We start from the raw sequence: 20,192 nt of genomic DNA, 5'->3' as shown, positions 1-20,192 counted from the left end.
TTTTCCCGTTTAATCCTCTAATAAATTGCTATCCACAAACGCATAAAAATCCGTATATCGATCTTTACCTCCCGTAGGCAAGGTCTTATCGGTAACGGTCAATAGAACCTGCTTTTCACGGTAACCTGCGTAGAAATTCACGTTGAAAGCGATATTTTGGTAACATTGCTTAAACCATTTCCGGGGCAACTTGCTCATAACAGCCTTAAACGACACGGCACTCTCCAGTTTCTGCCCATCGACTAAGTGGATGATAATCTTTCCTCCTTCGGAAGCCACATACACAAGCTCCTTTAGCCGCACCATTTGCCGTCCAGCCCGGACGGGACCTTTGATCTGAAAATAATGCTCATGAGCACCCAAGCTGTCGTCGGCTGAAGTTTTGGCGCTAAAATTCTTATGCATCCGCCGTAATGCTGCCATTAGACGGCTTTCACTAACAGGCTTCAGAAGAACATCCACCATGTCGCGTTCATAGCCCTGGTCTTCGTATTGTTGATGCCCTGTGTAGAGAATTGTAGGTATTTTCGGATCGGGTAGCGTTCTCAGAAACCGGAAGGCATTCGTGTGTTTCATCTCGACATCAAGGATAATAAAATCCACAGGATTCACTTGGATAAAGCCCCGCGCGAGTTTTTCGTCTGTAAAAGTTGCTACGATTTCCACGTAGTCGATTTCTTTAGTCAGGTCTAGAATGTGGTCAATGGCTAACTGTTGGTCGTCAATAATAATTGCTGTCAATGTTCTCATGATAATAGATGTTTCAAGTGTTCAAATTCGATTAAGATAATAACGTGGTAATATTCTTCTGTATCGTTAATAGTTATGGACGCCTGGGAATCGTATAAGATTTCCAAGCGCCGCTCGAGGTTTTTCAGCCCGTACCCGTGGCTTACGACATTTTTGTCGACGCGTGCTTTTCTGTTTTCTACTGTGATGCGATAGCCCGCTTGTTGGATACGGACCTGGACGCGGACCGGAAAATCTGGATGCTCAACCTCACCATATTTGAATGCGTTTTCGACCAGTGTCAATAAGGTCGTCGGCGGTACGGAGAATCTCTCCAGATTACCGGCTATATCGAAGTCTATGAAGAATTCGCAGTCCGAGCCTTCCCGTCGGACCTCAATATAGTTGTACACGGCTTCAACCTCGTCGTCCAACAAAATAGTCCGAAAGCGATCGGGATGATCCGCCTCCATATAGAAGCGCATGAGGTGATACAGTCTATCAACCTGCCGACCAAGCTCCGGTTTGAGGGTCTTTAGCTCCTGTTTCCAGTTTTGAAAGATATTGGCCATCATGTGCGGACTTACTTGAGCAGCCAGCGCCGCATATTCATAACGCCTTTTTTGCTCCTCCAGCGCCACCTTCTGTTGCTCCAATGCCAGCCTCCGTTCGGCTTCAGCCAGCTTTTCTTGTGTAATACGCAGCTGTTCGCGGTAGTAAAAATACAAAAGCGCGAGTATGCTAAAATGCCCGTGGAGGACCAACAACGTTTGTAAGAATTCCCGCCAGTTGAACTCGTAATCAGCAACAATATACTTTCCATACACTAACGCATCGCTTTGCCCATAAGAAAGCATGTAAATGAGAGAGGATGAAAAGATATAAAAGCAGACCAGCATCAATGCACCAATTAAATAGCGCCGGGGGGCGAAGAACCGTTTTATGATGTAATGAACCGTGTAAAATACGAAGGCAAAGAAGGGCAGCGAGAGGAAGGCAGTTCCTATCGTCATTTCCTCATTTCCCAATGCATTCAATACATAAAAGTAAAGCCCATAGAGCACCCAAAAGCCAAGGTGTTCCCTTTTGATGGTCAAACTGATCATGTGCGTTTGGTAATTTCGTTGATAGAATCCTTTAAATTAAAAATTTTACCTAATGCTGCAAAATTAATTCAGCTATTTTTTTCAGTTTCGATTCCTTTAAGCGATACACCCTGTACAGGCCTTTATCCAGTACAAAGCCTTGTTGGCCATGGAGAAGCGGTATAAACCGCTCAGCGATGGGCCAGCCCTCCATGAACGAGCGAGGCTGCATGGTGCGGTGCAGGTAAAACCAGCATTCCCAGCCGTGCGGCGTCTGCCTTATCGCGCTGTCCAAATGCCCATAAGCGCTATGCATCACTTTTTCTACATATGCTTGCCGCGATGGATGCTCCTTTGCCGAGTGGATTTCGCGCTCCTGTAACTCCCAACCTGCCGTTGGTTGTGTGGCTGGCGGCATCAGCACACAAAGGGGCGCTTGGAGCAAATAAGCCATATCCGCAAAACCAGATCTCGCCTGCAGATAGGCTTCGCCGAGCCTAACCTGCGTTCTTTTTTCGGTTCCCCCCTGTGCCTGCTTTGCGCCGGCACCGCCGTCGGCGTAACATAGTACTTGATATCCTTGCTCCCTTAGCTGTCGAATCCTGAAAAACAGCTGCGGATCCTCTGCCAGTACAAATAGCAGCCGGGCAAACCATTCGGGTTGGAGCGCCTGGGCATAAAACGCCCGCTGGCTTTCAAACACCTCCCGCGAAACCAAGATCGCTACACGGTATCCCATGCCGAGCAAGGACACGGGAATGGTCCGGTAGAACCCGAAGTGAAACGTCACGATAACGGCGTTATTTTCCAAAGCTTGGCTTAGCATCGGGCTACAAGCTGTCGCCAATCCAGTAGATAGATCGGCCGTCGCCTGTTGCTGGGCAAATTTTACCGTCTGATCGAAATATCGTAGTTGTAACGGATGACCATATAGTTGCATAATATGTTGAAAGTTGGCTGAGAAAAATGCAAATTCCATCCATTCTGTTGCATCCCTATCGGTTTGGATGCTTTCCCAAATAAAATTCATGTTTGTAATTACGTTTAGGTTTATAAAAGTGTACGGCACGAGCGGCCGTACACATTACATTCATCTATGTCGGAAAAACTATTTTGCATTTCCGAGGAGCTTCCTTAGATGCCATTTCCATCATCTCATCGACTGAGATGGAGGCGACATCCAATAGGGCGTATAGATCTAAAAACAATTGTGTATCCATGTTTCTTATCCATTAAAATAAAACCATACGGTAGTCTCGCACTACCTTTAACGGCTTCCGGCCTGAAGACTTTTAGATCGATCTGCGGTAAAGATTAGTGTTAAAAAAACCTGTTCCAAATCCTTGGCTAACATCTGTGGCTTGCCTCCTCACATTCGCAGTTTGCCCCAGATTTCCGGGGCAAATCGGTTCAAACGGGGAGCAAACGCCAAATGTCCAGTACAAAAAAAATCCATAAAATATTGTTTGCACCTTTACACAGCACACTATCTATCTGACTATGAGCTACAAGCACTCAAAATCAGACCTATTTGAGAACCGGCAAGCTAAACGCATCCGAAAGCATAATCCAGGACTGCGCGCACTGCTTGCATTCTGGTCGCGTTATTGCGACCTCAGCCCATGGCATGTGCAATGGGCGCGTCAGCATATCGATGTAATGGGGGTACGTAGAGGAGAAGTATTGTCTTGGTCGGGCGATCGAACCAAGAAGGTCTATTTCGTATGTGAGGGAATACTTGGCCGGATAATCGACATGGAAGTCAATGGGGTTGCTAAACGAAAAATCATGAGCATAGCGTTGCCCGGACTGGCGCTGACCAGTACCACCCATCTGTACCGCAACACACCGCACGAAGGTGATATTGTGGCGCTCCGCTCGGGCATTGTGGTTGGCATTTCCTATAGGGCAATCAAAACCTTTAAGACAGGAGAGCCCGCTATCGAAACATTGATCGATATCCTGACCCATAAAAAGAAACGACAGCTGGAAGCGCACATTCAGATTCTGCACAGCACCTCTCCCTTCGAGCGCTACCTTCTGTTTGACAAATTGATGCCCGAAATACGCCAGGTCACCAATCAACGCGAACAGGCCGATTTTCTGGGGATTTCAAGGCGGACCGTCCAAGAGGCCAGTTATTTCCTGCTGACCGGCAAAAGACCTAAAAAATAGCTCCTCCTGATGGGGCTGATATTCAGCATTTTCTGTATCGATCTTTGAAATGTAGGATGACACGTGCTGTTTTCTGGATGTTAAAACGAAATAGAAATGGAAAAGTATAAAAGAAAATTTGCGGTATTCCCCCACGGGGTGTGTTAACAAATGTCCAAGGCATCTGCAGATGTCTATTCTTGCGGTAGGGCATGCCGTTTAACCAAGATTAAACAAAAATTTAGAAAAACATTAAATTATTTGCCATATGGCTACATTAAATATAAAAGCGCTAAGCGCAGGAATTTCATTATTTGCGTTGTTTATGGTGGGTACCATTTCCGCTAAAGCAAATACACATGAAGGAGGTAAAAAAGAGAACGAGGTAAAAGCTAAAACGGAGAAAGTCGTTCTCGCACCACAGTGGTACGAATTTACGGATAATCTTAATGACGGTGACGCGTCCAATCCGTTGAACTACACCCTCACTCCCAATGCAGGACAGAACCCACCTTCATGTCCTACTGGAGAGGATCAAGTTTGTGCCGTGCATGCCCAGCCAGATCAAGATAATCCGGATATCCCCGATTTATCTTCAGGCAGCATAGTAGAAACCCGAATGAAGGCGGAATAAAATCCCTTTTAAGAGGTAAACAGAAAGATAGCCGTACAATACGGCTATCTTCATAATTAATCGACTGCGTAAACAAGCCTTGGGGCGGGCACCACATACTTTTCACTTTGGGGCAGTAAGACATACGTATTTCCAAACAATTCTCTTGTAATTACTTTCTGAAATCGAACATCAAGGTTCAGCCGTTTTAGATCCATCCAGCGAAGTCCACGAAAAACCAGCTCTTTTCTACGTTCTTCCAAAATTATCACCAATAAACTCTCTGCGTCCGGCGTGTCGATAGACGTGAATGAACCATCAAAGCGCTTTTCCAACAGGGGATTGATATAGCTCAAGCTTTCAATAACATTTCCTAGTCTGACCTCACATTCAGACAGCACCAAATATAATTCTGCTGTAGTCAAGCCACTAAAAAGTACGGAACTTCCCGTATAGCTTCCCTTAAAGGAATAAGTGCCTCCACGGTCGCGAAAGAAAATCTCCTTTCGGTAATCGTTATCTTCATACTTGCTGTAAAGGCCAGTATCTATCCGGCCGTTTGCGAGATTCAAGATGGGGCGACCAAAGGTGGCAGCGTGAAAAATTACCTCTTTATTGCCAATAGCAATGGGATAATTTGAGGCCGGGTCTAGCTCACTATAATCTAAAAGATCATCTTGGATTGCCAGCGCCCGTGAAGCAAAATCCTTTGCTGATTCATAATCTGACATCGCAAGGCAAATCCTCGCCAGCAAAGCAAATGCAGCTTGCTTTGAAGGATCAGTTTTATGTTCGGCCAAGTCTGGAAGCAATTCCAGGGCTTCCATAACATCATGCTTGATATGCACATATGTTTTTTCCAAATCCGCCCACTCTATCGTAGCACTTACATCTGCAGTTGTCCGTATAGGAATTCCCTTACTCATCGAATTATCGATCATAGGGTCATAGACCGGCGCAAATATTTGTGCGGCTTCATAATGCGCAAAAGCACGAAAAAATAAAGCTCGACCTTTCAGAAGGTTCTTTTGACTGAGATCTCCATCAACATCAGGAAGCTTTTCCAGCACCACATTTGCGTAATATATCATTTCATATAAACAGGACCATTCATTAAAATCACTGTCACCGAAAATATCATCATTCCATATGTAGAAATTCTTTGCGGCGATGTTTGTTAATGCTGCCCATGCCTCGGGCAACACATAGACGTTATCTGTTCCTCCTTCCTGCAACACCGGAAATGCCGAGTTCATGATATCGGTGTTGTTTAAAAGTCTGGTTAACTCTTCTATCGTTTCAATGGTACTCAGCGAGTCGTTGGGTTTTGTATCCAAAAACTTCTCGCAGGCCATCAGCGCCATTACCAAAAATGTAGCGCCGGCTCCAAAAAATATTCCTCTTTTCATCTCCTCATAAGTTTACTTTAATGCCCACAGAATACTCCGGGCGGATTCCCAATGCTCCATACTCAGGATCTATTTCTCCGTCGTCGGCTTTCCAGATAATACCGAGATTTCGCGCATAGAACTGAAAAGTCATATCCCTTATCCCTAATATCTTGGGAAAGATATAGCTCAAGCTTATATCACGGAGCCTAATATTGTCAGCTTTTCCGATCAGTGCTGCCGAACGGGCATAGAAATTGTCCCTGTTCGGATCAAGCGGAAACTGAAATGACGGTACATCGGTAAGAGCCTCGTCTCCCTTGGCCTTCCAACGCAACGTGTAGTCCGAATGAGAAGAGGTTCCGTTTAACAATGCGCCGTAACTCACACCTGGTCTTCTAAAGTAATGTCCCAGCCGGTATGCTAGCATGACAGACAATGAGAATCCACGGTAAGCAAAAGTCTGCTTAAACGAACCGAAAAACAAAGGAAGAGCTGACCCGAAATATTCGAGCTCAGAGGGATCCGTTTCAGTCAATATTGCAGCATAGTCTTTACTTACTTGTCCGTTGAGGATACCTTGTGGATCACCGTTTTCGGGATCGAGCCCTTCCCATTGTAGAGCGAAAATAGAATATGCCGGTCTACCAACTATCGGCGAGATGATTTGGCCGCCATTTATATAATCTACAGTAGTTGCAGGTTCGGTCTCATATTGGGACGTCTTGATGTCGGCGTATCCAAACACAGCCGTACTGGACATTTGAAATTCCCGTCCTCCATACGCTCCCCTTAACATAACATCTATACCGCTACCAGTGGTCGATGCGGAATTCCCTAGGTACCTATAGGACGAACTGGCCGGATCCCGCGCTCCGGTTGTTTGGTTAATGGGCATATAGCCAATCAGATCTGTACTGTTTTTCCGGTAATATTCCACACTTCCGTCTACACTATTGGAAAACATCGAGAAATCTACGCCAACGTTGAACATGGCATTCCTTTCCCACCTCAACGAACCATTTGGTGGGTTCCGTAACGAACCAAAAGGTTGGTTATTCATATTGCTATAGGTATAAGTGGTCATCGTGGTTAACGACGACACATTTGTATTTATATTTCCGTTATATCCATATGTGGCCCTGATCTTAAGTGCATTAAATAGATTACTGTTAAAAAAAGTTTCCTTTTCTATATCCCAAGCCCCTCCGGCAGACCAAAGAGGGACGAACTTTTGATTCGTATCAACCCCAAACAAATTCGAACCATCCTGTCTCGCACTCAGCGATAGAGAATACCTATCCATAAAGGTATATCCCATATTGGTATACGCAGAAAGAAATTTCCCTGTAGTCCCCATTAAAGATATACCTGCCGGAATACGTTGCCAGCCGGTATCTGGGCTATATGTCGAAAACATCGTGCTAAAATCCACGTTCGAAAACGTCAGGTTATTTGCGTCGTAACCAAAGATCCAGGAAGAACTGCCCGTATTCCTTAAGGTTTTCGCCTCCATTCCCGAGAGCGCGGTAATGCTATGATTGCCCCAGTCGCGCCGATAGTCCAACTGTATCCTCCCCAATTGGCCCTGTCTGTTGTTAAATGATTGCTGTAAAATATCACCAAAAGGAACGGGCCGAACAACGTTGACATCCGAAACTTGGGAGAACTGATTGATCATATTCCTCGTAAAATAAGAGCCCGATTCGTTCAACGTATTCTGTGTTCCGTACATCTTATCGAGTTGATATAATACACTTAGATTCAACTCTTTGGACAACCTATACCGGAGCCCCAAATTTATATTTACCGTATTTTCGTTAAATCGAGCCCGGCTGAATTGTTGTTCATCAAGTGGACGATAACTCCAGTCCAAAAGACCATCCGTTAATGTCTCATCTATAAAGCTGTTCCTGTAGAACTTTTCGACCGCAAGATTTTCACCGTCCGTGCCTTTTAATTTGGTGTACGTCGGGAAAGTTGAGTACGCCGTATATCCTTCATGAGCAGACGTCTGCCCACTATGCGTTCCAAAAACAGATATATCAGCACTAAGACGAGGAGATATCTCTATGTTTTGATCTGCACGGAGGGTGATACGCGTTGCCTGTTGGTTCAATACAGATTTGTTTCGATCGTAACCCAAAGAATAGTAATAGTGGTACGTTTTGGTTCCTCCACGTAAGCTAAGGTTGCTCTGATGTCTATTCGCATGTTGATATACATGGTCATTCAGTTGTTGCCGAAGATCCGTTCCAGAAAGATTCTCATATAACTCAGACAGGTCTGGTTCGGACAGTCTTCCCTCTTGATTCTCGTAAAGAGCAGAAACCCATGGTGACAAGCGGGAATATCCGTCGGTGTAACGACTATCATAGAATTTCTCAGAAAACAGGAAAGATTCCAGCTCTAAAAATTCTTTACTTGAGATCAACTGAAGTCTCGACATATCGGGCTTTCGCTCTATACCAAGGTTGGCGTTAAAAGACAGCGAAGGGCTCGTCCTATTCCGACCACTCTTTGTTGTAATTACAATCACACCATTTCCAGCCCTTGCACCCCAAATAGATGCCGCAGCAGCATCTTTCAATACGGAAACCGACTCAATGTCATTGGGATTGATATCATCGAGGTTTCCATCAAAAGGCACCTGGTTAAGTATAATAAGCGGGTCAAGGTTAGAAAACAAAGTACTCATACCGCGTATCGAAATTTTCATATGGTTTCCTGCGCTTCGATTATCGAATAACATGCCGGGCACCACATCCTCCATCCTACTTTTGAAATCAAAGGACAACTGCCTGTCCAAATCGGCTTGTGAGACAACCCCAAAGGAGCCGGTGGCCCTTTCCTTTGGTATATTTTGATATCCGGTGGAAACGACAACCTCTTCAATTGTACTTTCCTGTTTATGTAATGTAACCTCTGAAAAACCCTCAGCATCTATAGTGGTTATAGTCGGTCTGAACCCTACATAGGTTACATTGACGGTCGCGCTATCTAGCGGAGAATCAAAGCTGAATTCTCCTTCTTTGTTTGTTAGTATGCCTTTTTGAAATGCTGTTATGTAAACATTAGCGCCGCTTAGCGGTTTGCCTTCGTCGTCTACTACCCTACCATCGAACCGATGCTGGGCAAGAGAAGGGATCGCAAATACCAGGAGAACAATAAGGACGGTAATTGGCTTCGTTCTCATTTTTCAGATCTCCTTTCCTTTAAATAGAACACAGCAATGTCCCTTCTATCTTTTTTAAGCTCAATACCGTATTGCTTTAGAGTTTTCGAAGCTTCTGCATAGGAAGCATCTATAGGTAGAAGGGGAATGAATATCTTGTAAGGCTCGAAATCACATATCAGCGGAATATTATCCGGAGTATTGTTCACGAGCCGTACCCAGTTCGAAACGGTCTGCCTCTCACCTAGAAGGAGGTGTTCGCGCGTTCGGTATAGCTCCTCGTCAATCTGCAGCGTATAGCAATCGACATCCTCTCGTTTTAGGTTAGACGTTACACCCAAGAAGCCATCTATGTCTTCCTTGATCTTAAGCCGTACGTCCCCTTTCCGCTCTACTTTACCTATAAATTCATAACATAGAAGGCTCTTTGCGTCGATTTCCGCGTCTATTTTTCTCCGGTTTCGGGGTATACCGATCAGGTCAGGAAATGCCAATTCATACAGCCTCTCGATGGATGTGTTTACTGCGTATGCCCGCACGAATTGATTATCGGATCTCAAGGGTCTCGGCTGTCCCATCAACGAAGGGATTCCCGGCGTTTCCGTTAGGAATACTGTACGTTCGAGATTCCTCCCGACGTCGAATTGATTGGCGTCAAAGGGAAGGTCCTTATCGAAAGAAATACTGTCCCTTTTGGCGGTCAACTTCACGGGATTTTCTGTAATGACAGAATCTATGTTTTCCATCGTCAATGAGGATGCATCTGTCTGGAATAGGAAACGACCGTTCCCATCCAACCATATATAATGAGGAACTATCCGATGAGGGAAATATGCCTTCAGTACACTGTCTTCCACGATCGTTTCTTCTATTCCGGAGTTTTTTATTACCTTGTTACTCGAGAAAGACCTTTCTACCTTCTGCATTTCCTCGTAACTAACAGGCAAAACCTTTACTAACTCTCTCCTCGCTTCCACTATTTTGCTAATTTTGGGAAATGTGGATATACAACTCCCACACCACGTCGCCCAAAAATCTAGTATAATCAGCTTTTTATCACGGTAGTCGTCCAACGTAATCGTATCCTTTCCTTCTGGATGATTGATGACCTGCAAAGGGAGGTTCCACAATTCTTCTGGAACGGTATCCCCTATCTGCAGCGGTTTAATCTCGGTTTGCCCTTCGGCAGCCTCCCCGTTCTCGGGAGACTGCGCCTGGGCTGTTGATAGATTAAACAACATGAAACAAAAACCTGCTACCGCAAAGCTGAACAACGTTCGGCTTCTGTTATATCTTGATTTGAAAAGGCAATACCTCTCCCTATTGCATAATTTTTGCATTCTTTTTGGTGTTATGCGAAGCGGTTGAAAAACTATGGGAGCAAGATTCTGCAGCTATCTAACAGCCTTAGCTTTTACCGCTTTGCGGTTAGTAAATAAGTTGAAATTGGAATGCGAGAAGTCCGGCTTTTCATAATTGTAAGTTATCGGTTTCGTAGCACGCATCCATGGTTTTATGCTGGCTACCGAGCTACTCGGGACTCCTGATAATGTTTTTGAAACGTTGTTTTTTTTGGTTCATACTCTTCTATTTTCTGGCTGAGGAGAAACTAGCAGAGAAGAAAATGAATGTAAAAAGCCACCCTATTGCTTGCTCTGCCGAGAAGGCGTAGGACGGCCACCGTTTTTCAACGGCCGAGCACAGAGCAAGCAGGGTGACCCGCCTTATGACTATACAAAGATAGCATAAGACGAAGGCCTTTCCTACTCCTTGCGCTCGAACGTCCTACTTTTCTCCGCAAGATTTTAAGTTTATTCTATGTTGTTATTATGCAAAGGGCTTTTGCATAATAACAACATTTATACGATTCGCATATACTTTTACATACTACATCGCGTATTTAACAGAACAAACATAACCATATAAATTCACAAAATCAAATTAAAAACAATAATTATAACTCCTGTTTACTAAAAAACTTAATATCGTAATTGCTTTATGGCAAACACAAATGAAGAACAGGACCAAGAATTCGAAAATTTTCTGAAAACGCTAGGGGATTTTATCCGAGAAAAAAGAAAATCCCGAGGCCATAAGAGCGCGGAAACCTTCGCTAATTCAATCGACATGGATGAAGGTCAGCTCCGAAAGTACGAAAGAGGCGAAATACCGATGACGCTAAAAACCTTGCATAAGATATTTAAAGGTCTTCGAGAAGGAAGTGAAAATATCGTCGAACAACTGGCCAACTTATCTGAACCCCTGATCGAAAAGTCGGATAAGCCGTTGTCGACAGAACAGATAATACATGTAAAGAACCAAGTGAAAAAATTGAATGGAAATGAAATATTGATTACTTTACGAGATGAAGATATCCAGCGACTAGGAAAAATACTTATTGTTGGCTTTACAACGGTTCCAAAAAATATATTTGTCCAAAAAGTGGGATTACTTTCTAGAAGTAAGAACTTCAATATAGTTTTCAGCATAGCACTTAAAAATAATTGGATAGCGATGCTCTATCCCGAATCCCCCCGTCGCCACGATCAAAAATATTATACTACCGAAGCGGGCAAGAAAGTTTTGCGGCTTGGAAAGGCGGAGTGATTTGATTTTTCTATTACTAATACTACTAACCAGTTATGTTTATATCCTATTTTGACGAATCCGGCGACGATGGATATCCAGTATATTCATCTGAACTCTTTGTACTATCTTGTTTATATATGCACGAAACTCACTGGAAGGAGAACCTACAGATTGTACAGGCTTTTAGAAGGCACTTGAAAATCACATTTGGTTTTCCTGTCAAAGAAGAGTTTCATAGCAAAGAATTTGTGACCGACAAAAACCCCTATCACGGTAAATATTCGGCGAGCGTTAGGCGTGAAATTCTATTTCAATTCGCACACTTAATTCCAACTTTAAATCTAAAGGTGATATCGGTTGTTATTGATAAGAAAAACATAGGACGACCAACCTATGACGTTTTAAAGAATGCCTTAACATACGCGGTACAGCGAATTGAAAATGATTTATCACAAAGGCTTGCTGCTGAACGTTTTTTGATCATATCTGATGAGGGGAGATTACCAAAAATGAGAGAAACAACGCGCAAGTTGCAAAAGATCAACTACATACCATCACAGTTTACGCGATCGAGTTATCGGAAAGAGATACAAAATTTAATCGAGGATCCCTTGCCAAAAGACTCGAAAGAATCATACTTTATACAACTGACCGACTTATTGGCTTTTATAGTGTCACTGTACGCTAAACAAAACCTATGTAAAGAAAAAATTTCTTGGGGAAAAAGGATTTTAAATGTAATCGACTACGGTGATGAAATTTTATTAATGGAGATCATGAAATCAGCGTTAAATATTAAAGCAAGTAAGAGCAATCCTTATGGGATAGTATATTACCCAAAATAAAAAACCGCCCTTGTTTAAGAGCGGTCAATATCTTTAAATTAAAAACCATCAGCTACACCCCATTCGGGGTTTCACTGATTCAATACAAAAATAATAATTAAATCTTTATTATACAAAAAATTGTAAATAAGCTTAATGGAGAATACAGCATCGCTGCCAGTTATTCAATTACAAAAGCTTCTCTCCACATAGGTCTTATTACCATTCCTACTGGTTCTGGGCATGCAGAGCCAGTGTAAGTATCGTAGAGCTCAGCGAAGCTAATCAAAGTTCACACAAAAAAGACGCCTCCGTTATCGGAAAGCGCCTTTTTATATAATGCTATTAAAAAATCTATTTGAGTTTTTCGACTTGCTCAACAGTAAGCCCTAAATCTTCGGCTATATCTTCTACTGCAAGGCCCCTTTTCTTTAAATTCAACGCATATTTGAGTTTTTCAGCCTCGGCTTTGGTACGTTCTTCTTTGCGAGCCTTTTCCTCGCCTTCTTGACGTGCATAGTCAAGCACTACTTTATTATCCCATTTACGTTTTAAACTAACATCGTACATTTTGCGTTCCTCCTTATTCAATTTGCTGTATTCAGCTATCTCAAATAATTTCTTGAAGATAGGCTTCTTTAGATAAGTCGATAGTTTCAAAATTAATCAATTTATCATTAATGTTTATTTTCAACGGAATGATAGAGCCCTTCGGGGTTCTATGTAAATAAATCCTAAATGTTCATAGAATATTTCCCCTGTTTCCCTGTTACACAGGCAAATATCGTGCAGAAAACCCTTGTCGTCCTCTCCATCGGGCATTACAAAACCATCCATTAGTACGACGGTGTAATGGGAAAGGATATTGCTCTTCAGTTTAAGAGAGAGTTTTCCAGCAACTACAAGGCCTACCGGGAAGCATGCAATAACAAGCAGATAGGTATCGGAAATTGGAGAAAGCCATCAGAGTACGAATATATTGAAAAAGGGCTTGAGGACCATATAAGGGTTATTCAAGAGTACAAAATTAAGAGTATCGCCACAGGCATGTAAGAAAAAAACACCCAAAAACTTTCATTCCTCAAAAATAATCACGAAATTAGGAATTTATAATTCAGTTAGAAGCCCACTAGCACGCCCGGCAATGTGGGTTTCTTTGTTTGTTTATCTCAGTTTCTCGATTTCTTTTACCGAAAGCTTTGTGAATTTGGAAATCTGCTCTATCGGCAGACCGTCTTTTTTCATTTCACGAGCGGTTTCCCTTTTCTCAGCTAACTTTTCAGCCTCGGCTTTGGCACGTTCTTCCTGCTTGCCCTGCCTCTTCGCTTTGTCCAATAAATATTCTCTTGTTCCCATGGTATCACTCCTGCCTAATTTTGTTTCAACCTCTTTCTCAAAGATAACGAAATTTTCATGTTTTTGGAAACTAACATAGTATTTCAAAAAATCGTATATGCCTTGTCGGGTCTTTTTGTTCATCTTACGCTTCATCATCTCATCGTGCAGGTCAAGCTTCATGTCCTTAAGCCCCTCATCTGTTATATTCTTATGTACAATAGCTAACAACGCCGTAAGCACCACTACGGCAAACGGATTAGTATTGCTCCGCAATGCGGCTTCATCTTGATCTAGAATCTTATAGCTATTGAAAGAATAACGAAGACTCGTACCCATAAACTCCTGAATATACAGGCAAGGACGGTAATTCCTATTCCCATCAGCCAGAATCGCGATTGCAGTAACGGGTACTTTATAACGGTCGGAAATCTTGTAAAAATATCGGAACATACGTTCGGCAAGGTCTCCCTTGCCTTTACTGGACTGCACCTCCACATGGCACAGCACAAACTGCTCTCCTCCATCCTTGAGAAATACCTTGACCAGCTTGTCCACATAACGCACCCCCTTGCCATTGGGCTCCGGCGGAAACAGGCTTTCAAATTCCTTATCCAAATAATCAAACGGTTTGCTTAGGTCAAAGACACTTTCCGCGTCTGGAAAGATGAACTTCAAAAAATGGGAAAAGGTCTGTTCCAAAATAGATTTCCATAGCGGATCGTCGATACGCCTTGATGAGTTTGCCATAATTCTGTTATTTTATGATTAGAAAACCAAAGATAACAAACAAGATTTAATGAAACTATTTTTTTTAGTAATGGAATCTGCTAAACTTCCCGAACCTCAGTTTAAAACTGATGGGATGTTTACGGTGGTTTTTCAAAGAGCAGAGGAGAAAAGTTCGGGGAAAAGTTCGGGGAAAAGTTCGGGGAAAAGTTCGGGGAAAAGTTCCGAGCGTACTTGGGCTGAGACTAAAGAACTTCTAATAGCTAAATCTCCGGTAAAAATAGGAAAAAGCGCATTGAAAATCTTAGAAATGGTTTATATAAACCAATTTATAACAATACCTGAGATGGCTAAAAGACTAGGGATAACAGAGCGGGCGGTAGAAAAAAACATACGCAACCTTAGGAACCAAAATCTGGTGATTAGGAAGGAAGGCGAGAGATCCGGTTATTGGGAATTACTACTCTAACTCATCATCCTCGTCTAACGTTCTCTTCAATTTATCGACCAGATCAGGATCGATATCAAGACAAAAATCGGAATGATCCGCACTGCGATAGGACCATACTTTTTCTTTAACACTCGCGCGGTTAAGTTGATGAAACGTCAGGATCAACTCCCGAGAGACACCTATTTTTAGATTATCAAAATCGAAAAACGTGATGTGGTCACCGCGAATATACAGCGCACGATTAATGTGAAGAAAGGTGCCTCCATAAAGTGATTCTATAGTTTCTCTTTCATCGAAAATCGTGGGTATAGCAAATCCCTGTTTTATAATTGAATAAACACAGTCCTCCCCATATACGAACGCGACTTTATCCAGTCCGAAGCTTTGTGGTTCATCAGAGGGTGAGTCTTGTGCATATGTATTGGCCAACCCTGTGGCCGCCTCGAGCAGTTCCTCGCTAGTTCCGTAAAGCCGACTAACGGTTTCAACCTCTTCCTGCACGCGCAATTTGCGTACCGGCCGCTCATCGGCAGGCATAATATATCGGTTCTCGGAAAAAAGGGAAAGCACAAGCCGGTTAAAATGGATATGTAATGGTTTAAAGCATACCAAAAAAATCAACCCCATGCCCGCGACCACCCAATAATACGGCAGATCTGCCTTCTCAATCAGCGCTTCTATGACTGGATCTGGCGGGTATGCTTCGATATAGATCTCATATAAGCTTTTGGGCTCAGACGGATCTGGCACGGTAGCTTTTTCAGCCGGAAGAGACATTAGCACCCACCCGAAGAAAGCCACCAGCAAAAAATAAGGCAGCAAGGCAATTCCCCTTAAACGGATTGTTGGCGTTTCTCTAAGCTTATTTATAAACGTAATAGCAAAAATGACCAATAGTGTACAAAATAAAGAAAACATAGGACCAGCAAGCGTCACATACGAAAGCCTTTCGGTTAGAAACTTTGCAAAAATATCGTCGGGCAAGGTTCGAAGAATAGGCACATACGATGCGAGGATAGCTGCGCCTAAACAGAGGGCACAGGGCAACACAATAATAGCCAACGATTTTATTTCGGAAATTGAGTATTTTATTTCGCTCATAAATATAACCTATTCATCAAATTTAGCAATTGTAAACCAAAATAAAGGCATTTTTGCTAAGAGAACGAAATAGAACGAACCCTATACTTATCACAAAAGCTTGTTGCTGAACGTTTTTTTGATCATATCCGATTAGGGGAGAATTCATTCATAAATTCCATATATTTAAATAATATGCAGCTTATTTAAAGTAAAATGCTTTTGGATTCGTCTACGTATACATGGACCGGGCAGAGCAACAAATAATGTCAGCGAGAGATACAAAATCTTTTACAGAAACCGTCAAGACTTATGGCACCCAATTACTGCGCTTCGTGAAAGCGAGAGTGAAGCGTACGGCTGACGCTGAAGACATTCTGCAAGAAGTTTGGTATCAATTTTCACGGGTTACCAATATAGACGATTTGGGTAATGCCGGGGCATGGCTGTATTCGGTAACTAGAAATAAAATTACAGACTCTTATCGAAAGAAGAAGCATGAATCACTAGAAGACCTCGCGGGTGAAGGAGATGATGAGTCATTCCCCATTGCTCATCTCTTAGTGGCGGATGAATCCAGTAATCCAGAACTCAAGATGTTTAAAGAGATTTTTTGGGATGAGCTAATGCAAGCCTTGGACGAGTTGCCGGAGAAGCAAAAAAAAGTATTTGTTATGAATGAAATCGAGGATATGACCCTCCAAGAGATCGCCAATCAAGAAAATGAAAACCTTAAAACCATTATCAGTCGAAAAAGCTATGCTGTTAAACATTTGCGCCTTCGTTTGAGAGGGTTGTATGATGAATTAAATTCTTAAAATTAATAGTGATGAATAGATTTATGAGTAGTAAAAGAAAGGGTAAAAAGATTTTTATAGGGCTCGCCGTCGTAGCCTTCTTCTTCCTGATAATTGCCCTGCTCCAATTTTTATGGAATGCTTTAGTCCCTGAAATCTTTGGATTCAAAGCGATTAGTTACTGGCAAGCCCTCGGGCTATTCCTATTATCTAAATTATTATTTGGACGGGGATTCGGCAGGCCGGGTGGTTTCAGAAGGAGGTTTAAAAACCGCTATATGAACAGGAAAGACATCTCGGAAGAAGATCGTCAGCGGTTGCGTGAGGAATGGAAGCGACGCTTTGATTCACGTTGTAAATTTTAGGCTTGGAGAAAAATTTTAAAAAGTTCATAATTATTTAAAGTAAAAGCTTCCTCTTATACGTCTACTACGACAAAGGCCTTGATTAAATAAATAATTAAAAGAACATGAAAAATAAATTTCAATTTTTACTCCCCAGATTACTCGTCATAACGGCAGTAGCTGGATTAGTTACCATAGTGATAGGAGCGATATTTAAAATCCTCCTGCTCGCAACTGCTTTATTTACAATCGGTACTTTAGTGCACGCAAAGATCCAGAAACGAAGAATGAAAGCAGCTTCTATGTCACAAGGAGCAATACAGCCTGGCTTATATGCGCATAGCGATCGGCAACACGCAGTTACGCCATTAGAAAATTCTTTACAGGCGAATACACCGAAAATTGTTCCTATTTATTAACGTATCAAAAGAAAAAAAGATGTTTAGAAAAGATGCATACAGCAGCGTAAACCAAGGCCTAGGCAGGGATTGCCATGGTGACTTTAGAAGAAAGTTTGAAAAATTACAACATCACCTATTCAACGATTCAGCTCCTTTTGCCAGCAAAGGTGATCATAAAACGTATATTCCGGTAAATATCGCGGAGAACGATGAATTCTATCAAATACAAGTATTTGCAGCAGGTCGAAAAAAAGATCAGTTCCAAGTAAATATCACCGAACAGGTGCTCACGATTACTTGCAAAGAGGCAGAAATAGAACCCGGGTTAAAATATGTTTACCAAGAACAACACGTAGGTGCTTTTAAACGCGCATTTCGATTACAAGACGATTTACTAATTGAAAATGTGCACGCAAGCTACGAAGAAGGGATCTTGACGATCATTTTGAAAAAAGATCCAGATAAAATGCCTGAGGGACAAGAAGTTTTAGTGTCCTAATACATAAAGTAAAAACGGTACTCGTATCGCTTCCCATCAGAACAGCGTACGGGTATTTTTATAACGCCCGCTGCCATCCGGCCAAAATATGAAAAGTAGTTTACTCCTCTCCGGATCCGTCTAAAGTCCGTTTAATCTTTTGATTTAATTTCTCCATTTCGGCCGATGTCGCAGCATGTCGCTGTTTTAGCTCGGTCGATCGCGCTCTGAGATCGCGGAGCGCTTTCTCCGTTGTCTCTTTTTCGCTTTTGTTTTTGTTGTTGTCTTTGCTCATCGCAAATTGTTTTTGAAGATGCACTCTATTAAGACGCATCCCGCTGTTGAAAAATCAGTTAGTTAACCAGTCATACGCTAGTTAAATCTGAATACCGTAAGATGTTTGCTTAAAAAAAGAAAGGAAACTTAGTTTATCTCCTTAATCTGCAAATGGGATTTAGTGAACGCAGATGTGACCACTAATGTAGCGATAATAATTGATATTCAGCGCATTAATTAGAAAAATTTAGGCGCTTATTATAAAACCCGTAAAACAGTATATAACCGTAACAACACATGATAAATATAAGGGCGATGGAGAAGTTGAACGAATCGACCAAAAATCCGAAAGCAGGCGCAATAATGGCTCCTCCTACAATCATCGTACACAACACCCCAGAGCCCTGAGGCTTGTCATCGCCCAGGCCTTCCAACGCCAAACTAAAAATGGTGGGAAACATAATGGAGTTGAATAAACCTACTCCAATGATGGTCCACATGGCTAAAAGACCTACCGACACGTTGGAAATAATAAGCATCAAAATTGCTCCCATTGCAAAAAACGACAGTACTACCGACGGCTTGATGATGTTGGTGAGGTATGAGCCGATAAAGCGTCCAATCATAGCTCCCGTCCAGTAAAATGAAACAAAAACCCCCACCAGCGCCATATCGGAGGAATGGGTGACCCTAGATGCCAAAAGCCAGCCGGATATAGTCTGCATAAACCCGTTCTCACGGATGATCGGTGCCAGGTCCAACTGTAGGAAATAATTGACCATATAGCTACCTAGAGCCACTTCGCAGCCGACATAAAAGAAAATCGCGATAGCACCTAGAACAAGGTTTTTGTTTCTAAGCACCCTCCCGTAATCGTTGGAAGATTCGTCGGCACCCACTTTTGGTAATTTTACAAACGCAAACACGAGTGCAATCACCGCAATAAAAGCGGCAATACCCAAAAAGGGAGTCTGAACGGCCGAAGCTTCAGCAATGTAATAGGTTTTTTGAGCTGCAGGATCAAGCGCTTGGATCTCTTCAGAAGACAGCACCTTGTCTCCCAGTATAAAAAGTGCGCCGATAGCAGGTGCAATTGCCGTCCCTACAGAATTGAATGCCTGGGATAGGTTTAATCGGCTGGATGCTGATTTGGCGGGACCGAGAATCGTGACATACGGGTTGGCGGCAACCTGTAAAATGGTTATACCGGCTGCTAGTATAAAATATCCCAACATAAAAATCCCAAAAATTCTGTAGGACGCTGCTGGATAAAATAATAGACAACCTGCCGCCATAGTGGCCAAGCCAAGGATAATTCCTTTTTTATAACCAATTTTCGACAAGATGTATCCGGAAGGTATAGAAAGTAAGAAATACGCCCCGAAAAAAGCAAACTGCACCATTCCGGCCTGAAAATAAGATAAGGTAAATACTTCCCGCAACCGAGGAATGAGGGAATCTACCAAAACGGTAATAAAGCCCCATAAAAAGAACAGGATGGTTAAAAATATAAATGCGGTACGATAGGATCTTTGCTGGTTCATATATTTTAGCGTTAGTCGCGGAGTATCATTTTTGAATCTGTATCTTTTCAGATGTTATAAATGTCCAAGAGCCATCGCGCTTTTCGTACCTAACCTGGTAAGTCTGATTTGGCGGGACAGTGAAATTAAAGGAAAGTTCGGTCTCTGCGTCATTCTTTGGCACAAAAGTCGGAAGAAGGGAATCAGCGATTTCTTTGATT

The 20,192-nt window shown here is 42.5% G+C and carries 22 protein-coding genes; 10 read left to right on the top strand and 12 right to left on the bottom strand.

Going from position 1 to position 20,192, the window contains the following annotated elements; genetic code table 11:
- Nucleotides 1-9 precede the first annotated feature (9 nt).
- The 4 genes from G5B43_RS11025 to G5B43_RS19530 form a co-directional block, all read right to left on the bottom strand.
- A complete protein-coding gene (locus G5B43_RS11025; protein WP_165294809.1) occupies nt 10-750 on the bottom strand; it encodes a LytR/AlgR family response regulator transcription factor in 741 nt (246 codons plus the stop codon).
- Entirely contained in the window at nt 747-1,835 is a 1,089-nt protein-coding gene (locus G5B43_RS11020) for a sensor histidine kinase (RefSeq protein ID WP_165294808.1), read from the bottom strand. The genes G5B43_RS11025 and G5B43_RS11020 overlap by 4 nt, the downstream gene beginning before the upstream one ends.
- Nucleotides 1,836-1,884: 49 nt before the next feature.
- Entirely contained in the window at nt 1,885-2,844 is a 960-nt protein-coding gene (locus tag G5B43_RS11015; RefSeq protein WP_165294807.1) for a hypothetical protein, read from the bottom strand.
- 64 nt (nt 2,845-2,908) lie between these two features.
- Nucleotides 2,909-3,034, bottom strand: coding sequence for a hypothetical protein (locus tag G5B43_RS19530; protein WP_262887182.1), 126 nt, complete (start codon nt 3,032-3,034; stop codon nt 2,909-2,911).
- Nucleotides 3,035-3,314: 280 nt separating this feature from the next.
- Here G5B43_RS19530 and G5B43_RS11010 point away from each other — a divergent pair, with 280 nt between their 5' ends.
- Nucleotides 3,315-3,989 carry a Crp/Fnr family transcriptional regulator gene (locus tag G5B43_RS11010; protein ID WP_165294806.1) on the top strand — a complete coding sequence of 225 codons (675 nt, stop codon included), beginning with the start codon at nt 3,315-3,317 and terminating at the stop codon, nt 3,987-3,989.
- Between the two features lie 247 nt (nt 3,990-4,236).
- Complete coding sequence (locus tag G5B43_RS11005; RefSeq protein WP_165294805.1) at nt 4,237-4,602, top strand: hypothetical protein; 366 nt, start codon at nt 4,237-4,239, stop codon at nt 4,600-4,602.
- Between the two features lie 56 nt (nt 4,603-4,658).
- Here the strand turns inward: G5B43_RS11005 and G5B43_RS11000 are convergent, their stop codons facing one another.
- From G5B43_RS11000 to G5B43_RS10990, 3 genes are read right to left on the bottom strand one after another with little or no spacing between them, the layout of a single operon-like run.
- Nucleotides 4,659-5,990 (bottom strand): RagB/SusD family nutrient uptake outer membrane protein, encoded by a 1,332-nt coding sequence (locus tag G5B43_RS11000; RefSeq protein ID WP_165294804.1) that lies wholly within the window; start codon nt 5,988-5,990, stop codon nt 4,659-4,661.
- Between the two features lie 4 nt (nt 5,991-5,994).
- Entirely contained in the window at nt 5,995-9,165 is a 3,171-nt protein-coding gene (locus G5B43_RS10995; RefSeq protein ID WP_165294803.1) for a SusC/RagA family TonB-linked outer membrane protein, read from the bottom strand.
- Nucleotides 9,162-10,484, bottom strand: a complete 1,323-nt coding sequence (locus tag G5B43_RS10990) for a TlpA family protein disulfide reductase (RefSeq protein WP_165294802.1) — start codon at nt 10,482-10,484, stop codon at nt 9,162-9,164. Before G5B43_RS10990 ends, G5B43_RS10995 begins: the two co-directional genes overlap by 4 nt.
- Nucleotides 10,485-11,142: 658 nt before the next feature.
- Here G5B43_RS10990 and G5B43_RS10985 point away from each other — a divergent pair.
- The gene (locus G5B43_RS10985; RefSeq protein ID WP_165294801.1) at nt 11,143-11,751 is read left to right on the top strand and encodes a helix-turn-helix domain-containing protein; all 609 of its coding nucleotides are present in this window, start codon (nt 11,143-11,145) and stop codon (nt 11,749-11,751) included.
- Between the two features lie 35 nt (nt 11,752-11,786).
- Entirely contained in the window at nt 11,787-12,578 is a 792-nt protein-coding gene (locus tag G5B43_RS10980; RefSeq protein ID WP_165294800.1) for a DUF3800 domain-containing protein, read from the top strand.
- 333 nt (nt 12,579-12,911) lie between these two features.
- Here the strand turns inward: G5B43_RS10980 and G5B43_RS10975 are convergent, their stop codons facing one another.
- Nucleotides 12,912-13,217: a PD-(D/E)XK nuclease family transposase gene (locus tag G5B43_RS10975; protein WP_165294799.1), complete on the bottom strand. Its 306-nt coding sequence runs from the start codon at nt 13,215-13,217 to the stop codon at nt 12,912-12,914.
- A gap of 192 nt (nt 13,218-13,409) precedes the next feature.
- On the opposite strand from G5B43_RS10975, the gene G5B43_RS10970 reads away from it, so the two are divergent.
- Nucleotides 13,410-13,610, top strand: coding sequence for a hypothetical protein (locus tag G5B43_RS10970; RefSeq protein WP_165294798.1), 201 nt, complete (start codon nt 13,410-13,412; stop codon nt 13,608-13,610).
- A 111-nt stretch (nt 13,611-13,721) separates the two neighbouring features.
- Here the strand turns inward: G5B43_RS10970 and G5B43_RS19410 are convergent, their stop codons facing one another.
- Entirely contained in the window at nt 13,722-14,642 is a 921-nt protein-coding gene (locus tag G5B43_RS19410) for a hypothetical protein (protein WP_165294797.1), read from the bottom strand.
- 49 nt (nt 14,643-14,691) lie between these two features.
- Here G5B43_RS19410 and G5B43_RS10960 point away from each other — a divergent pair, with 49 nt between their 5' ends.
- Nucleotides 14,692-15,090, top strand: coding sequence for an HTH domain-containing protein (locus tag G5B43_RS10960; RefSeq protein ID WP_165294796.1), 399 nt, complete (start codon nt 14,692-14,694; stop codon nt 15,088-15,090).
- Here G5B43_RS10960 and G5B43_RS10955 read toward each other — a convergent pair.
- Nucleotides 15,082-16,173 carry a hypothetical protein gene (locus tag G5B43_RS10955; RefSeq protein ID WP_165294795.1) on the bottom strand — a complete coding sequence of 364 codons (1,092 nt, stop codon included), beginning with the start codon at nt 16,171-16,173 and terminating at the stop codon, nt 15,082-15,084. The two genes, G5B43_RS10960 and G5B43_RS10955, sit on opposite strands and share 9 nt — an antisense overlap.
- 245 nt (nt 16,174-16,418) lie before the next feature.
- Here G5B43_RS10955 and G5B43_RS10950 point away from each other — a divergent pair, with 245 nt between their 5' ends.
- From G5B43_RS10950 to G5B43_RS10935, 4 genes are all read left to right on the top strand, one after another.
- Nucleotides 16,419-16,970, top strand: coding sequence for an RNA polymerase sigma factor (locus tag G5B43_RS10950; protein ID WP_165294794.1), 552 nt, complete (start codon nt 16,419-16,421; stop codon nt 16,968-16,970).
- 23 nt (nt 16,971-16,993) lie between these two features.
- Nucleotides 16,994-17,314, top strand: a complete 321-nt coding sequence (locus G5B43_RS10945) for a hypothetical protein (protein ID WP_165294793.1) — start codon at nt 16,994-16,996, stop codon at nt 17,312-17,314.
- Between the two features lie 104 nt (nt 17,315-17,418).
- Nucleotides 17,419-17,712, top strand: coding sequence for a hypothetical protein (locus tag G5B43_RS10940; protein WP_165294792.1), 294 nt, complete (start codon nt 17,419-17,421; stop codon nt 17,710-17,712).
- A gap of 19 nt (nt 17,713-17,731) precedes the next feature.
- Nucleotides 17,732-18,193 carry an Hsp20/alpha crystallin family protein gene (locus tag G5B43_RS10935; RefSeq protein ID WP_165294791.1) on the top strand — a complete coding sequence of 154 codons (462 nt, stop codon included), beginning with the start codon at nt 17,732-17,734 and terminating at the stop codon, nt 18,191-18,193.
- 100 nt (nt 18,194-18,293) lie between these two features.
- On the opposite strand, the gene G5B43_RS10930 is transcribed toward G5B43_RS10935, so the two are convergent.
- Nucleotides 18,294-18,467, bottom strand: coding sequence for a hypothetical protein (locus G5B43_RS10930; RefSeq protein WP_165294790.1), 174 nt, complete (start codon nt 18,465-18,467; stop codon nt 18,294-18,296).
- 214 nt (nt 18,468-18,681) lie between these two features.
- Nucleotides 18,682-19,992, bottom strand: coding sequence for a sugar MFS transporter (locus G5B43_RS10925; protein WP_165294789.1), 1,311 nt, complete (start codon nt 19,990-19,992; stop codon nt 18,682-18,684).
- Nucleotides 19,993-20,192: the final 200 nt, after the last annotated feature.

Source organism: Sphingobacterium sp. SGR-19 (assembly GCF_011043555.1).
Taxonomy (GTDB): Bacteria; Bacteroidota; Bacteroidia; order Sphingobacteriales; family Sphingobacteriaceae; genus Sphingobacterium.
The sequence above is the reverse complement of the archived record's forward strand: the minus strand, read 5'-3'. Positions and strand labels throughout refer to the sequence as shown.

Excerpts from the sequence above, each read along its gene's own strand:
- G5B43_RS11025 (WP_165294809.1), bottom strand. The coding sequence starts at position 750 with ATGAGAACATTGACAGCAATTATTATTGACGACCAACAGTTAGCCATT.
- G5B43_RS11020 (WP_165294808.1), bottom strand. The coding sequence starts at position 1,835 with ATGATCAGTTTGACCATCAAAAGGGAACACCTTGGCTTTTGGGTGCTC.
- G5B43_RS11015 (WP_165294807.1), bottom strand. The coding sequence starts at position 2,844 with ATGAATTTTATTTGGGAAAGCATCCAAACCGATAGGGATGCAACAGAA.
- G5B43_RS19530 (WP_262887182.1), bottom strand. The coding sequence starts at position 3,034 with ATGGATACACAATTGTTTTTAGATCTATACGCCCTATTGGATGTCGCC.
- G5B43_RS11010 (WP_165294806.1), top strand. The coding sequence starts at position 3,315 with ATGAGCTACAAGCACTCAAAATCAGACCTATTTGAGAACCGGCAAGCT.
- G5B43_RS11005 (WP_165294805.1), top strand. The coding sequence starts at position 4,237 with ATGGCTACATTAAATATAAAAGCGCTAAGCGCAGGAATTTCATTATTT.
- G5B43_RS11000 (WP_165294804.1), bottom strand. The coding sequence starts at position 5,990 with ATGAAAAGAGGAATATTTTTTGGAGCCGGCGCTACATTTTTGGTAATG.
- G5B43_RS10995 (WP_165294803.1), bottom strand. The coding sequence starts at position 9,165 with ATGAGAACGAAGCCAATTACCGTCCTTATTGTTCTCCTGGTATTTGCG.
- G5B43_RS10990 (WP_165294802.1), bottom strand. The coding sequence starts at position 10,484 with ATGCAAAAATTATGCAATAGGGAGAGGTATTGCCTTTTCAAATCAAGA.
- G5B43_RS10985 (WP_165294801.1), top strand. The coding sequence starts at position 11,143 with ATGGCAAACACAAATGAAGAACAGGACCAAGAATTCGAAAATTTTCTG.
- G5B43_RS10980 (WP_165294800.1), top strand. The coding sequence starts at position 11,787 with ATGTTTATATCCTATTTTGACGAATCCGGCGACGATGGATATCCAGTA.
- G5B43_RS10970 (WP_165294798.1), top strand. The coding sequence starts at position 13,410 with ATGGGAAAGGATATTGCTCTTCAGTTTAAGAGAGAGTTTTCCAGCAAC.
- G5B43_RS19410 (WP_165294797.1), bottom strand. The coding sequence starts at position 14,642 with ATGGCAAACTCATCAAGGCGTATCGACGATCCGCTATGGAAATCTATT.
- G5B43_RS10960 (WP_165294796.1), top strand. The coding sequence starts at position 14,692 with ATGAAACTATTTTTTTTAGTAATGGAATCTGCTAAACTTCCCGAACCT.
- G5B43_RS10955 (WP_165294795.1), bottom strand. The coding sequence starts at position 16,173 with ATGAGCGAAATAAAATACTCAATTTCCGAAATAAAATCGTTGGCTATT.
- G5B43_RS10950 (WP_165294794.1), top strand. The coding sequence starts at position 16,419 with ATGTCAGCGAGAGATACAAAATCTTTTACAGAAACCGTCAAGACTTAT.
- G5B43_RS10945 (WP_165294793.1), top strand. The coding sequence starts at position 16,994 with ATGAGTAGTAAAAGAAAGGGTAAAAAGATTTTTATAGGGCTCGCCGTC.
- G5B43_RS10940 (WP_165294792.1), top strand. The coding sequence starts at position 17,419 with ATGAAAAATAAATTTCAATTTTTACTCCCCAGATTACTCGTCATAACG.
- G5B43_RS10935 (WP_165294791.1), top strand. The coding sequence starts at position 17,732 with ATGTTTAGAAAAGATGCATACAGCAGCGTAAACCAAGGCCTAGGCAGG.
- G5B43_RS10930 (WP_165294790.1), bottom strand. The coding sequence starts at position 18,467 with ATGAGCAAAGACAACAACAAAAACAAAAGCGAAAAAGAGACAACGGAG.
- G5B43_RS10925 (WP_165294789.1), bottom strand. The coding sequence starts at position 19,992 with ATGAACCAGCAAAGATCCTATCGTACCGCATTTATATTTTTAACCATC.